This window comes from Longimicrobium terrae, assembly GCF_014202995.1.
Taxonomy (GTDB): domain Bacteria; phylum Gemmatimonadota; class Gemmatimonadetes; order Longimicrobiales; family Longimicrobiaceae; genus Longimicrobium; species Longimicrobium terrae.
In genome coordinates this window covers 290753-303580 of sequence record NZ_JACHIA010000001.1, presented here as the reverse complement: position 1 = coordinate 303580, position 12828 = coordinate 290753, and the positions used below count along the sequence as shown (strand labels likewise).

Sequence of the window (12828 nt, the reverse complement as noted above, 5' to 3'; positions counted from 1 at the left end):
CAACCGGACTTACATACATGGCAGGCAAGATTCGCATTCGGCTGAAGGGCTTCGATCACGCGGTGATCGATCAGACCACGGCCGACATCGTCCGCACGGCGGAAAAGACGGGAGCCCGCGTCAGCGGCCCCATTCCGCTGCCCACGCGGATTCAGCGGTGGACCGTTCTGCGGTCTCCGCACGTGGACAAGAAGAGCCGCGAGCAGTTCGAGCTGAAGACGCACAAGCGCGTCATCGATATCCTGGACTCGCGCCCGCAGACCGTCGACGCTCTGACCAAGCTGGATCTTCCGGCCGGTGTCGACGTCGAGATCAAGGTGGACTGAGGAGACCTCGATGTCGGGAATCATCGGACGGAAGCTGGGGATGACCCAGATCTTCGACGAGTCCGGAGCCGTCGTGCCCGTGACCGTCATTGAAGCGGGGCCCTGCCCCGTGGTACAGGTTCGCACCGACGAGAAGGACGGCTACGCGGCCGTTCAGCTCGGATTCGGCGCCAAGAAGGCCACCCGCGCCACCAGCGCGGAAAAGGGCCACGCCACCAAGGCCGGCCTCGAGGCCGCGCCCGCGGTGCTCAAGGAGTTCCGCTTCGACGCCGCTCCCGCCCTGGGCGAGAGCGTGACGGTGGACGGCTTCGAGCGCGGACTGCGCGTCAAGGTGACGGGCGTCACCAAGGGCCGCGGCTTCCAGGGCGTCATGAAGCGCCACGGATTCGGCGGCGGACGCGCCTCGCACGGCGCCACCCGCGTGCACCGCGCTCCGGGCTCCATCGGCGCCGGCACCAACCCGTCGCGCGTCATCAAGGGCAAGCGCATGCCCGGCCACATGGGCGACGCGCAGCAGACCGTGCGCAACCTGCTGGTGGCCAAGGTCGACGCCGAGCGGAACCTGCTGTACGTGCGCGGAGCCGTGCCGGGTCCCGTGAACGGCTACGTCTTCGTCACGCGGCAGTAAGGGGATCCTGAAAAATGGCAACTGCACGTTTCTTCAACGCCGCCGGCGAGCCCGGCGATGCGTTCGAGCTCCCCGCGGAGCTCTTTGACGGCATCATCAACGAGCCGGTGCTGCACCAGGTGATCAAGGCGTACCTGGCCAACCAGCGCCAGGGCACGCACGCCACCAAGACCCGCGCCAACGTTTCGGGCGGCGCCCGCAAGCCGTGGCGCCAGAAGGGCACCGGCCGCGCGCGGCAGGGCTCCATCCGTGCGCCGCACTGGCGCGGCGGCGGCATCGTGTTCGGCCCGCACCCGCGTTCGTACCACCAGGACGTGCCGCGCAAGGTGAAGGCCCTGGCCCGCCGCTCGGCGTTCAACCAGCGGGCGAACAACGGCGAAATCGTGGTGGTGGAGCGCCTGGCGTTCGACACCCCCAAGACCAAGGTTGCACTGTCGCTGCTGGGCCGCATGGGAGTCGCCGACGCCAAGCGCGTCCTGGTGCTCACGGACGGCAGCAAGAACACGGTGCTCCGCTCGTTCCGCAACCTGCCGAACGTGGAAGTGCTCCCGTTCTCGCAGGCGTCGGCCTACGTCGTCCTCAAGGCGCGCCAGGTCATCATCGAGCAGTCGGCCCTCGAGGCCGTCGGGCGCACCGAGGAGGCCGTCCATGCGTAACGTCAGCGAGATCCTGGTCCGCCCGATGGTGACTGAAAAGAGTCACGTCCAGCTGGACCAGCACGGCGCCTACACCTTCGTGGTGGCCAACGACGCCAACAAGATCGAGATCGCCTACGCGATCGAGAAGCAGTTCAACGTCAAGGTGACGGCCGTCCGCACCCTGCGCTACGCCGGCAAGATGAAGCGCATGGGCAAGTGGGCGGGCCGGAAGGCCTCGTGGAAGAAGGCCGTGGTCACCCTCGCAGAGGGCGACTCCATCGAGATCTTCGAGGGGGTGTAACACAATGCCGACCAAGCAGTTCAGGCCCATTACGCCCGGCACGCGCTTTCGCTCCATCAGCGATTTCGCCGAGGTGACGCACGACGGGCGCCCGGAAAAGGCGCTCACCGAGGCCATTACCAAGTCGGGCGGCCGCAACCATCACGGCCACGTGACCAGCCGCCGCCGCGGCGGCGGCCACAAGCGGATCTACCGCATCGTCGACTTCAAGCGCAACAAGCCGGGCGTGCCCGGCAAGGTGGAGCGCGTGGAGTACGACCCCAACCGCACCGCCAACATCGCGCTGGTGGTGTACGAGGACGGCGAGCGGCGCTACATCCTGGCGCCCCGCGGCATCAAGGTGGGTGACCGCGTGGAGCAGGGCTCCGGCTCCGACATCCGCGTGGGCAACGCCATGCCGCTTTCGGAGATCCCGCTGGGCACCACGGTGCACAACGTGGAGCTTCGTCCGGGCAAGGGCGGCCAGATGGCCCGCTCGGCCGGCGCCGGCGTGCAGGTGGTGGCCAAGGAAGGCGAGCACGTCACGCTGCGCATGCCCAGCACGGAAGTCCGCATGGTGCGCCGCGAGTGCATGGCCACCGTCGGCCAGGTGGGCAACGTGGACCATGAGAAGCAGAGCATCGGCAAGGCCGGCGCGAACCGGTGGCGCGGCAAGCGTCCCAAGGTGCGCGGCGTGGCCATGAACCCCGTCGACCACCCGATGGGCGGCGGCGAGGGCAAGACTTCGGGCGGACGTCCCCCGGTGACCCCGTGGGGCAAGCCCGAAGGCGTGAAGACGCGCCGTCACAAGAAGGCGTCGACGCGCCTGATCGTCCGCGGCCGCAAGCGCGGCCGGGCGACCAAGTAAAAGGTGCGGAAGTGCTGAGTGCGTGAGTGCGGGAGGACTCCTTCCGCACTCACGCAGCCCGCACTGACGCACTCAGCAGTTCACCCCGAGGCGCGCCCACCACTGCGGGAACGTCCCGCACGTGGGCTCCGCCCCCGGCACGGCGCCGGGGGACCAGGGACTAAGAGCGAGAAAGACACCAATGCCGAGGAGTCTGAAGAAGGGCCCCTTCGTGGAGGAAAGCCTCCTGAAGAAGGTTCGTCTGATGAACGAGCGGAACGAGCGCCGGGTTCTCAAGACCTGGTCGCGCGCTTCCACCATCACCCCCGAGTTCATCGGCCACACGCTGGCCGTGCACAACGGAAACAAGTTCATTCCGGTGTACCTCACCGAGAACATGGTCGGGCACAAGCTCGGCGAATTTGCTCCCACGCGGACCTTCCGGGGCCACGGCGGCAAGCTCGTCGACAAGCGCGCCAAGGCGCGCTGAGCGCGAGAAAGGATATTCTAATGCAAGCTCGCGCCATCGCCCGTAGCATCGGGATGAGCCCCCGCAAGATGCGGCTGATCGTGGACCTGATCCGCGGCCGCGGGGTGAACGAAGCCTACTCCATCCTCAAATTCTCGAAGAAGGCGGCCACCACGCCCGTCGAGAAGACCCTGCGCTCCGCCGTGGCCAACGCCACGCAGAAGGCCGAAGCCGCGGGAAGCTTCCTCGACGTGGACGACCTTGTGGTCCGGGAGGCCTACGTGAACGAGGGCCGGACGCTGAAGCGGTTCAGCCCGCGCGCCATGGGGCGCGCGACGCCGATCCTGAAGCGCACCAGCCACGTCACGATCATCGTCGACCGCAAGGAGTAATCGTGGGACAGAAGACGCATCCGAGAGGATTCCGGCTGGGGATCGTGGCCACCTGGAAGTCGCGCTGGTACGCCGAGCGTGACTTTCCCAAGCTGTTGATGGAAGACGAGACCCTGCGCAAGTACCTGCACCAGCGCCTGGGCCACGCCTCCATCGCCGAAGTCGAGATCGAGCGCAAGCCCGGCAAGACGATCGTCACCCTTCACACCGCCCGTCCCGGCGTGGTGATCGGCAAGGGCGGCAGCGAGGTCGACAAGCTCCGCGACGAGCTTTCGCGCCTTTCGCCCGGCAACGAAGTGGCGATCAACGTGGAAGAAGTGAAGCGCCCCGAGGTGAACGCCCAGCTGATCGGCGACAGCATCGCCCACCAGCTCGTGCAGCGCGTTTCGTTCCGCCGCGCCATGAAGCGCGCGGTTCAGAACGCCATGCGCAGCGGCGCCGAGGGAATCAAGGTGCAGCTCGCCGGCCGCCTGAACGGCGCCGAAATCGCGCGCACCGAAGGATACAAGGAGGGGCGGATTCCGCTCCAGACGCTGCGCGCGGACATCGACTACGCGCAGTCCACCGCTCGCACCACCTTCGGCACCATCGGCGTCAAGGTGTGGGTGTTCAAGGGTGAAGTCGTCGAGAACCGGCGTGGCCGGACCTACTCGACCGACGCGTAAGGAGAGACGGAATCATGCTCGCTCCCAAGAGAGTCAAGTACCGCAAGCAGATGAAGGGCCGCATGCGTGGCAAGGCCACCCGCGGCAACTATGTGGCGTTCGGCGACTACGGCCTGCAGGCCCTTGAGCCCGGGTGGATCACCAACCGGACCATCGAGGCCGCCCGTATCGCCATGACGCGCCACATCAAGCGCGGCGGCAAGGTGTGGATCCGGATCTTTCCGGCCAAGTCCATCACCAAGAAGCCCCTTGAAGTCCGCATGGGCAAGGGCAAGGGCAACCCCGAGGCGTGGGTCGCCGTGGTGAAGCCCGGCCGCATCATGTTCGAGCTCGAGGGCGTCACGCTGGAAACGGCGAAGCGCGCGATGGAGCTGGCCTCGGCCAAGCTCCCGGTGAAGTGCAAGTTCGTCGTCCGCGAAAAGACGGCCCCGGCCGCCGCAACCACCGAGGGAGGTGAGGCGTGAAGGGTACCGAGATCCGCGAGATGACGGCGCAGGAAATCGCCGAGCGCATCCAGCAGCTTCAGGAAGAACGTTTCCGGCTGCGCTTCCGCGCCGCCACGCAGCAGCTGGAAAATCCCACGCTGCTCCGCACCATTCGCCGCGACATCGCCCGTCTCAAGACGGTGCAGCGCGCGCGTGACCAGAAGGAGGGTCGCTAAATGGCCGCCGAGAACACCCAGGCCGTTGAGCAGCAGGACGAGCGCAACCGCCGCAAGACCCGCACGGGCGTCGTCGTTTCCGACAAGGGCGACAAGACGGTCGTGGTGAAGGTGGAGCGCCGGTACGCCCACCCGCTGTACGGCAAGCAGGTGACGCGCACCAAGAAGTACCACGCGCACGACGAGAACAACGAGTTTCACGTCGGTGACACCGTGCGCATTACCGAAACCCGCCCGCTGAGCAAGCTCAAGCGCTGGCGCGTGTCGGAACTGATCGAGCGAGCCCGCTGAACACGGCGGCCAGGGGCGGGGCGGGGGACGAACGTCCTTCGCGCCGCGGCCGGCCCTCTGGAAGAGAATAGGGAGCAGACGCAATGCTGCAGCAGGAATCCATCGTCCGGATCGCGGACAACTCCGGCGCCAAGCGCGCGCTGGTCATCCGTGTGCTGGGCGGGTCGAAGCGCCGCTATGCCTCGGTGGGCGATCGCATCATCGTGGCCGTGAAGGACGCGCTTCCCGACGGCACGGTGAAGAAGGGCGACGTCGCCAAGGCGGTCGTGGTGCGAACCACCCGCAACGTGCGCCGCAAGGACGGCTCGTACATCCGCTTCGACGAGAACGCGGCCGTCATCATCAACGACGCGGGCGAGCCCCGCGCCACCCGCATCTTCGGGCCGGTTGCCCGCGAGCTGCGCGACAAGCGATACATGAAGATCGTGTCGCTGGCCCCGGAGGTCATCTGATGCCCAAGCTCAACATCCGCAAGGGTGACCGGGTCAAGGTCATCAGCGGCAACTACAAGGGGCAGGAAGGCACCGTCATCCGCGTGGAGCCCGACAAGAGCCGCGTGGTGGTGGACGGCGTCAACCGCCGCAAGCGCCACATGAAGCCCTCGCAGACCAACCCCGAGGGTGGGATCGTGGAGTTCGAGGCGCCGATCCACGTCAGCAACGTGATGCTGCTGGATCCCGCCTCGGGCGAGCCCACGCGCGTTCGCCGCGCGGCGGGCACCGACGGCAAGCGCGAGCGCGTGGCCGTCCGTTCGGGCCGCGTCATTCCGCGGGTCTGACGAAACGAGGTCCCAGTGCCCAGTCTCCGGTGCCCGTGAACCAGGCGCCGGAGGCCGGGTACTGAGCACTTCGCACTTTCACTTTTTACTCGTGACCGCCCTCCCGGGCTTCGCCGCGCGGGGGATACGGAACGGAGAACACACATGGCGAACCAGAAGCCGCGCCTTCAGCGCTTCTACGAAGACCAGGTCCGCGCCAAGCTCCAGCAGGAGTACGGCTTCAGCAGCTCGATGCAGATTCCCAAGCTGACGAAGATCGTGCTCAACGTGGGCATGGGCGAGGCCAACAAGAACCCCAAGCTGCTCGACGGCGTCGTGGCGGAGCTGGGGCAGATCACCGGCCAGAAGCCGGTGGTGACCCGCGCCAAGAAGGCCATCAGCAACTTCGGCCTGCGCGAAAACCAGCCGGTGGGCGCGTCGGTGACGCTGCGCCGCGACCGGATGTGGGAGTTCCTGGACCGCCTGATCAACGTGGCGATGCCGCGCATCCGCGACTTCCGCGGCGTGAGCACCCGCTCGTTCGACGGCCGGGGCAACTACACGATGGGCGTCAAGGAGCAGCTGATCTTTCCGGAGATCGACTACGACAAGGTGGACCAGATCCACGGTCTGGACATCACCATCGTTTCGTCGACCAACCGCGACGACCAGGCGCTTTCGCTCCTGCGCGAACTGGGAATGCCGTTCCGCAACGAGTCCCCCGTTCAGGTGAACGCGGGCTGATTTCTCAGCGGTGCCCAGTACGGAAGTGCCCGGTGCCCGGTGAGGCCGTGAAGGGCGCTGGGCACGCGGCACCGGACACTGGGTGTCCGGTGCAGGACCATCGAACCCGAGACCAACGCTCATGGCACGCAAGGCCCTGATCGAGAAGACCAACCGCAAGCCCAAGTTCGGCGTGCGCGGCTACAACCGGTGCAATCGCTGCGGCCGTCCTCGCGCGTTCCTGCGCAAGTTCGGACTGTGCCGCATCTGCTTCCGCGAGCAGGCGCTGCGCGGCGAGATTCCGGGCGTGCGCAAGGCGAGCTGGTAGGCTGCACCCTCGCGAAGCCCGTCCTTCGCGGCGCCCCGGCCCTTCATCAAACCGCCCCGCGCGGTTGACGGAGGGGCCGGGTCGCTGTTAGGCTTGTGGCTTCGCACTTTTTGACAACCCCTTTCCTTCAAGTCCGGCGCGACACCCCTTTCGCCGGATACTAGAGGAGTACGAGCATGTTGACGGATCCGATCGCCGACCTGCTCACCCGTATCCGGAACGCGCAAATGGCGCGTCACCGCCGGGTGGACATGCCGGTTTCGAAGCTGAAGGTGGAAGTTGCGCGCCTTCTCAAGGAAAATCACTACATCCACGACTACAAGGTCTTGGACGACGGCCGCTTCGGCCAGCTTCGCCTGTATCTGAAATACTACCAGGAGAAGCCGGTCATCCGCGAGCTGCGCCGCATCAGCAAGCCCGGGCTGCGCAAGTACGTGGGTGTCGAAGAAATCCCCAGGGTCCGCAACGGCCTGGGGATGGCAGTGCTTTCCACCTCCCGCGGGGTCATGACCGACCGCGAGGCCCGCGCGGCCAAGGTGGGCGGCGAAGTCATCGCCTACGTCTGGTAAGGAGAACGAGATGTCGCGTATCGGAAGAAGGCCGATTCCCGTTCCCGCCGGCGTGGACGTGCAGCTGGACGGCAATACGGTTCGGGTGAAGGGCCCCAGGGGCGAGCTGCAGCGCACGCTGCACAGCGACGTCATCGTGCGCCGCGAAGAGGGCGAGATCCTCGTCGAGCGTCCCTCGGACGAGCCGCGCTACCGCGCGCTGCACGGCCTGAGCCGCACGCTGGTGGCCAACATGATCGAGGGCGTGACCACCGGCTTCACCAAGACGCTGGAAATCGTCGGGGTGGGCTACCGCGCCGAGACCAAGCCGTTCGGCCTCACGCTGGCGCTGGGCTACTCGCACCCGATCGAGTACAAGGCCCCCGAGGGGATCACCCTGCGGGCCGTGTCGCCGACCGTGGTCGAGGTCGCCGGGACCAACAAGGAAGTCGTCGGACAGGTGGCGGCCGAAATCCGGTCGCTGCGTCCGCCCGAGCCGTACAAGGGCAAGGGCGTGAAGTACCAGGGCGAGGTGATCCGCCGCAAGGCGGGCAAGGCGGGCGGCAAGTAAGCCGCCCGCTCCCCCCACGGCTGATCATCGCATAGTCAACCAGAGGAACCAATGGCTGGAACCAGAAGGGTCAAGACGCGTGAGGAGCGGCGTGCGCGCCGCCACCGCCGCGTCCGCGGCAAGGTGCACGGCACCTCGGAGCGCCCGCGTCTCGTCATTCACCGCTCCATCAACCACGTGGAGGCGCAGGTGGTTGATGACATCGCCGGCCGCACGCTGGTGGGGCTGAGCACGCTGGACAGCGAGCTGCGCGCCCGCCGGGCCGAGCTCACCAAGACCGAAGCCAGCCATGCCGCGGGCAAGGCGCTGGCCCAGAAGGCCCGTGACATGGGCGTCACCCAGGTGGTGTTCGACCGCGGCGGGTACGTCTATCACGGCCGGGTCAAGGCCTTCGCCGAGGGCGCCCGCGAGGGCGGCCTCGAGTTCTAAAGGAGATCGCGATGGCTGAGAGCAGACAGGGCGGCGGCTTCGGCGGCGGCCCGGGCGGCGGGCGTGGACGCCCCGGCGGCCAGGGTGGCGGACGACCGGGCGGCTTCGGCGGCGGCCAGGGTGGCGGCCGCGGACGCGGCGGCCCCGGACAGGGCGGCCCCGGCGGTGAAGGCGGCGGACGCAACGATCGCGGCGGACGCGGCGGCCAGGGCGGCGGCCGCGACAACCGCGGCGGCGGCCAGGGCGGGCGCGAGAGCGAACTGAAGGAAAACGTCGTTCACATCAACCGCGTGGCCAAGGTGGTGAAGGGCGGCCGGCGGTTCTCGTTCACGGCGCTGGTGGCCGTGGGCGACCAGGCGGGCAAGGTGGGTGTGGGCACCGGCAAGGCCAACGAGGTTTCCGAGGCCGTGCGCAAGGCCATCGACTCGGCCCGCCGCGCCATGGTGCGCGTGCCGGTCCGCGAAGGCACCGTTCCGCACGACATCATCGGCGAGCATGGCGCGGGACGCGTGCTGCTTCGCCCCGCGGCTCCCGGTACCGGCGTGATCGCCGGCGGCCCGGTGCGCGCGGTGCTTGAATGCGTGGGCGTGCACGACATCCTCACCAAGTCGCTGGGGAGCAACAACCCGTTCAACATGGTGCATGCCACCATGGCGGCGCTGCAGGGTCTGACGACCCGCGAGCAGCTGGCCATGGAGCGCGGCGTGCCCGTCGAGGCGATTGGAGGAGCCCGTGGCTAAGCTCCGCATCACGCAGACCAAGAGCTACAGCGGCGCGCCCGAGGCGCACCGCCGCACCCTCCGCGCGCTGGGTCTCAAGCACCAGCGCACGGTGGAGCAGGAAGACAACGCGGCCATCCGCGGCATGCTCTTCCAGGTGCGCCACATGGTGAAGGTGGAAGCAACGGAAGGGCAGGAGACCAATGGCTGATCTCAGCAATCTGCAGAGGCCCGAGGGGTCGCACCGCGACACCAAGCGCCTGGGCCGCGGCCCGGGTTCGGGCACCGGCAAGACGGCCGGCAAGGGCCACAAGGGCTCCAAGGCGCGCGCCGGCCACCACGGCCCCGGCGGCGGCAAGCCCGGGTACGAGGGCGGCCAGATGCCGCTGCACCGCCAGCTTCCCAAGCGCGGCTTCACCCCGCTGAACCGGGTGGAGTACCAGGTGGTGAACCTGTACCAGCTGGAAACGCTGGAAGGCGAGGGCCCCATCACCCCCGAGTCGCTCAAGGCGAGCGGCCTGATCGGGCACGCGGGGCGGCCGGTCAAGGTGCTGGGCACGGGTGATCTGACCCGCAAGGTCGACATCTCGGCCCACAAGTTCAGCCAGTCGGCGCGCGACAAGATCGCCGCCCTGGGGGGCACCGTTCAGGAGATCGGCTGACATGGCCAATCCCGTAGCGACTCTGTGGCGCATTCCCGAGACGAGACAGAAGATCGTCTTTACTCTCGTGTGCCTGCTGGTGTATCGCGTGGGCGCGCACATCACGGCGCCCTGGATCAACGTGCCGGCCCTGCGCGCGTACGCCGGGCAGCTTCAGGGCACCGCCTTCGGGATCTATGACATGTTCGTCGGGGGCGGGCTCTCCAGGGCCACGGTGTTCGCCCTCGGCATCATGCCCTACATCTCCGCCAGCATCATGTTCCAGCTGCTGGCGGCGGTGGTGCCTTCCATCGAAAAGATGCAGAAGGAAGGCGAGGACGGGCGCAAGAAGCTGACGCAGTACACGCGGTACGCCACGCTGGTGCTGGCGCTGTTTCAGGCGTACGGATTCGCCCGCTTCATCGAGACGCAGGTGCCCGCGGCGGTGACCCGTCCGGGGATCCCCTTCCAGCTGGTGATGATGCTGACGCTCGTAACGGGCGCCATGTTCATCATGTGGCTGGGCGAGCAGATCACCGAGCGGGGCATCGGCAACGGCATGAGCCTGCTGATCTTCTTCGGCATCGTCGAGGCGCTGCCCTCGGCGCTGTACGAGACGGGCCGGCTGGTGTACCTGGGCCAGGTGGGGGCGTTCAGCATCGTCATCCTGATCGTGATGATGCTGCTGACCATCGCGGGGACCGTCGCCGTCACCATGGCGGCGCGCAAGATCCCGGTGCAGATCCCGCAGAAGGTGATGGGGCGGGGCCGCATCCGGCAGGGCCAGAAGTCGTTCATTCCGCTGCGCATCAACATGGCGGGCGTCATGCCCATCATCTTCGCGCAGTCGATCATGATCCTTCCGGCCACGGCCGCGCAGTTCACCAACACCGGCTGGCTGCGCACCTTCAGCCAGTGGTTCGCCATCAACACCGTGCCGTACTTCATCGCGTTCACGGTGCTGATCGTCTTCTTCACGTACTTCTACACGGCGATCATCTACAACCCCGTAGACATCGCCGAGAACCTGAAGAAGCAGGGCGCGTTCGTGCCGGGCGTGAAGCCGGGCGCGCGCACGGCCGAGTACATCGACCGGGTGATGTCGCGCATTTCGCTTCCCGGCGCGCTGTTCCTGGCGCTGATCGCGCTGGTCCCCTCGGCCCTGCTGGAAGCGATGGGCATTCAGGGACTGAACCGCGTGCTGGGCGGCACCGGGCTGCTGATTACCGTGGGCGTGGCGCTCGACACGGTTCAGCAGATGCAGCAGCACCTGCTGCTGCGCCGGTACGACGGCTTCATGAAGAAGGGCCGCATCAAGTTCCGCGGACGGCAGCAGCGGTACATCTGACCGGACGCAGACCGATTCAAGTGCCCAGTACCCGTCGTTCGCGGCCGGGTGCTGGGCACTTGTCCCATTGAATGGTGAACGGAATCACATGGACCTGATCCTCCTCGGCGCCCCGGGCGCCGGCAAGGGCACCCAGGGGGCCCTGCTCACGGAAACGCTGGGTGCGCCCAAGATCGCCACCGGCGACATGCTGCGCGACGCGGTGCGCCAGGGCACGCCGCTGGGGCTGCAGGCCAAGGCGGTGATGGACGCCGGCCAGCTGGTCTCGGACGACATCGTGCTCGGCCTGGTGCGCGAGCGGCTGTCGCGTCCCGACGCCGCCGCCGGCGCCATCTTCGACGGCTATCCCCGCAACGTGGCGCAGGCCGCGTCGCTGGACCTGCTGCTGGCGGAGCTGGGGCGCGGCATCGACGCGGTGGTGTACCTGGACGTGCACGACGACGCCATCGTGGAGCGCATGAGCGGGCGCCGCACCGACCCGGAAACGGGGACGGTCTACCACGTGGTGCACAACCCCGCCCCGGCGGAGATCGCCGGCCGCTGCGTGCAGCGCGCCGACGACGCCGAGGCCACGGTGCGCGAGCGGCTGGAGGTGTACCGCCGCAGCACGGCGCCGCTGGTGGAGCACTACCGCCAGGCGGGCGTTCCCGTCCACACGCTGGACGGCGGCCGTCCCATCGGCGAAGTGCAGGCCGACCTGCGCGCGGCGCTGGGCCGGTGATTCACCTGAAGACGGCGGCGGAGATCGACACCATCGCCCAGGCCGGCGCCATCCTGGCCGCGCTGTACCGGGAGATTCCGGGCGAGATCCGGCCCGGGGTGACCACGGCCGACCTGGACCGCTGGGCCGAGGCGTTCATCCGCTCGCACCCGGGCGCGATCCCGGCGTTCAAGGGGCTGTACGGCTTTCCGGCCACGCTCTGCGTTTCCGTGAACCACGAGGTGGTGCACGGGATCCCGTCCACCCGGCGCCCCCTCAAGGAAGGCGACGTGCTGAGCGTGGACTGCGGCGTCAAGCTGGAGGGCTTCTACGCCGACGCGGCCATCACCTGTCCCGTGGGGGCCATCGCCCCCGAGGCGCAGGGGCTGCTGGACCGCACGCAGGAGGCGCTGGCCCGCGGCATCGCCGAGGCGCGCCCCGGGCACCGGCTGGGCGACGTGGGCGCCGCCATTCAGGAGGTGGCCGACGAGGCCGGGTACGGCGTGGTGCGCGAGCTGGTGGGCCACGGCGTGGGCCGCCAGCCGCACGAGGAGCCCCAGGTGCCCAACTTCGGCAAGCGGGGCAAGGGGCTCAAGCTGGTGGAGGGGATGGTGCTGGCGATCGAGCCCATGTTCAACCTGGGCACGGCCAACGTGCGCACCCTTCCCGACCGGTGGACCGTGGTGACGGCGGACCGCAAGGTGTCTGCCCACTTCGAGCACACCGTGGCGGTGACCGCCGACGGCCCGCGCATTCTGACGGGCTGACGGCGGGGCGGGGCTCCGCGGAACAGGGCGGAGAAGAGGGGCGAGGAACCGCGGCCCGCGGCGCGCACGGCTGGTGAGCGCTTGCGGGATCGCGTGATTG

At 68.1% G+C, this 12828-nt stretch carries 24 protein-coding genes; all 24 read left to right on the top strand.

Annotation, left to right across the window (positions count from 1 at the left end; all coding sequences use genetic code 11):
• Positions 1–17: 17 nt before the first annotated feature.
• On the top strand, positions 18–326 hold the full coding sequence (rpsJ, locus tag HNQ61_RS01350) for a 30S ribosomal protein S10 (RefSeq protein ID WP_170030934.1): 309 nt from the start codon (positions 18–20) through the stop codon (positions 324–326).
• Positions 327–336: 10 nt separating this feature from the next.
• A complete protein-coding gene (rplC, locus tag HNQ61_RS01345; protein ID WP_170030933.1) occupies positions 337–954 on the top strand; it encodes a 50S ribosomal protein L3 in 618 nt (205 codons plus the stop codon).
• Between the two features lie 14 nt (positions 955–968).
• Positions 969–1610: a 50S ribosomal protein L4 gene (rplD, locus tag HNQ61_RS01340; protein ID WP_170030932.1), complete on the top strand. Its 642-nt coding sequence runs from the start codon at positions 969–971 to the stop codon at positions 1608–1610.
• Positions 1603–1893, top strand: coding sequence for a 50S ribosomal protein L23 (rplW, locus tag HNQ61_RS01335; protein ID WP_170030931.1), 291 nt, complete (start codon positions 1603–1605; stop codon positions 1891–1893). Before rplD ends, rplW begins: the two co-directional genes overlap by 8 nt.
• A 4-nt stretch (positions 1894–1897) precedes the next feature.
• Positions 1898–2740, top strand: coding sequence for a 50S ribosomal protein L2 (gene rplB / locus HNQ61_RS01330; RefSeq protein WP_170030930.1), 843 nt, complete (start codon positions 1898–1900; stop codon positions 2738–2740).
• Between the two features lie 181 nt (positions 2741–2921).
• Complete coding sequence (gene rpsS / locus HNQ61_RS01325) at positions 2922–3209, top strand: 30S ribosomal protein S19 (protein WP_170030929.1); 288 nt, start codon at positions 2922–2924, stop codon at positions 3207–3209.
• 20 nt (positions 3210–3229) lie between these two features.
• Positions 3230–3580: a 50S ribosomal protein L22 gene (gene rplV / locus HNQ61_RS01320; RefSeq protein ID WP_170030928.1), complete on the top strand. Its 351-nt coding sequence runs from the start codon at positions 3230–3232 to the stop codon at positions 3578–3580.
• Positions 3581–3582: 2 nt separating this feature from the next.
• Positions 3583–4245: a 30S ribosomal protein S3 gene (rpsC, locus tag HNQ61_RS01315; RefSeq protein ID WP_170030927.1), complete on the top strand. Its 663-nt coding sequence runs from the start codon at positions 3583–3585 to the stop codon at positions 4243–4245.
• A gap of 14 nt (positions 4246–4259) precedes the next feature.
• Positions 4260–4709 (top strand): 50S ribosomal protein L16, encoded by a 450-nt coding sequence (rplP, locus tag HNQ61_RS01310; protein ID WP_170030926.1) that lies wholly within the window; start codon positions 4260–4262, stop codon positions 4707–4709.
• Positions 4706–4906, top strand: a complete 201-nt coding sequence (gene rpmC / locus HNQ61_RS01305; protein ID WP_170030925.1) for a 50S ribosomal protein L29 — start codon at positions 4706–4708, stop codon at positions 4904–4906. Before rplP ends, rpmC begins: the two co-directional genes overlap by 4 nt.
• The gene (gene rpsQ / locus HNQ61_RS01300) at positions 4907–5197 is read left to right on the top strand and encodes a 30S ribosomal protein S17 (protein ID WP_170030924.1); all 291 of its coding nucleotides are present in this window, start codon (positions 4907–4909) and stop codon (positions 5195–5197) included.
• Between the two features lie 83 nt (positions 5198–5280).
• Positions 5281–5649, top strand: a complete 369-nt coding sequence (gene rplN, locus HNQ61_RS01295; protein ID WP_170030922.1) for a 50S ribosomal protein L14 — start codon at positions 5281–5283, stop codon at positions 5647–5649.
• Positions 5649–5975, top strand: a complete 327-nt coding sequence (gene rplX, locus HNQ61_RS01290) for a 50S ribosomal protein L24 (protein ID WP_170030920.1) — start codon at positions 5649–5651, stop codon at positions 5973–5975. The genes rplN and rplX overlap by 1 nt, the downstream gene beginning before the upstream one ends.
• A 144-nt stretch (positions 5976–6119) precedes the next feature.
• Positions 6120–6698 (top strand): 50S ribosomal protein L5, encoded by a 579-nt coding sequence (gene rplE, locus HNQ61_RS01285; protein ID WP_170030918.1) that lies wholly within the window; start codon positions 6120–6122, stop codon positions 6696–6698.
• Between the two features lie 121 nt (positions 6699–6819).
• Positions 6820–7005: a type Z 30S ribosomal protein S14 gene (locus tag HNQ61_RS01280; RefSeq protein WP_170030916.1), complete on the top strand. Its 186-nt coding sequence runs from the start codon at positions 6820–6822 to the stop codon at positions 7003–7005.
• Between the two features lie 176 nt (positions 7006–7181).
• Positions 7182–7574 carry a 30S ribosomal protein S8 gene (gene rpsH, locus HNQ61_RS01275; protein ID WP_170030914.1) on the top strand — a complete coding sequence of 131 codons (393 nt, stop codon included), beginning with the start codon at positions 7182–7184 and terminating at the stop codon, positions 7572–7574.
• 10 nt (positions 7575–7584) lie between these two features.
• The gene (gene rplF / locus HNQ61_RS01270; RefSeq protein WP_170030912.1) at positions 7585–8124 is read left to right on the top strand and encodes a 50S ribosomal protein L6; all 540 of its coding nucleotides are present in this window, start codon (positions 7585–7587) and stop codon (positions 8122–8124) included.
• Between the two features lie 51 nt (positions 8125–8175).
• The gene (gene rplR / locus HNQ61_RS01265; RefSeq protein ID WP_170030910.1) at positions 8176–8553 is read left to right on the top strand and encodes a 50S ribosomal protein L18; all 378 of its coding nucleotides are present in this window, start codon (positions 8176–8178) and stop codon (positions 8551–8553) included.
• A gap of 11 nt (positions 8554–8564) precedes the next feature.
• Positions 8565–9293, top strand: a complete 729-nt coding sequence (rpsE, locus tag HNQ61_RS01260) for a 30S ribosomal protein S5 (RefSeq protein WP_170030908.1) — start codon at positions 8565–8567, stop codon at positions 9291–9293.
• On the top strand, positions 9286–9483 hold the full coding sequence (gene rpmD, locus HNQ61_RS01255) for a 50S ribosomal protein L30 (protein ID WP_170030906.1): 198 nt from the start codon (positions 9286–9288) through the stop codon (positions 9481–9483). The genes rpsE and rpmD overlap by 8 nt, the downstream gene beginning before the upstream one ends.
• Positions 9476–9934, top strand: coding sequence for a 50S ribosomal protein L15 (gene rplO, locus HNQ61_RS01250; protein ID WP_170030904.1), 459 nt, complete (start codon positions 9476–9478; stop codon positions 9932–9934). Before rpmD ends, rplO begins: the two co-directional genes overlap by 8 nt.
• A gap of 1 nt (position 9935) precedes the next feature.
• Positions 9936–11261: a preprotein translocase subunit SecY gene (secY, locus tag HNQ61_RS01245; RefSeq protein ID WP_170030902.1), complete on the top strand. Its 1326-nt coding sequence runs from the start codon at positions 9936–9938 to the stop codon at positions 11259–11261.
• 88 nt (positions 11262–11349) lie between these two features.
• The gene (locus HNQ61_RS01240) at positions 11350–11982 is read left to right on the top strand and encodes an adenylate kinase (RefSeq protein WP_170030900.1); all 633 of its coding nucleotides are present in this window, start codon (positions 11350–11352) and stop codon (positions 11980–11982) included.
• Entirely contained in the window at positions 11979–12728 is a 750-nt protein-coding gene (map, locus tag HNQ61_RS01235) for a type I methionyl aminopeptidase (protein ID WP_170030898.1), read from the top strand. Before HNQ61_RS01240 ends, map begins: the two co-directional genes overlap by 4 nt.
• The last annotated feature ends 100 nt before the right edge of the window (positions 12729–12828 follow it).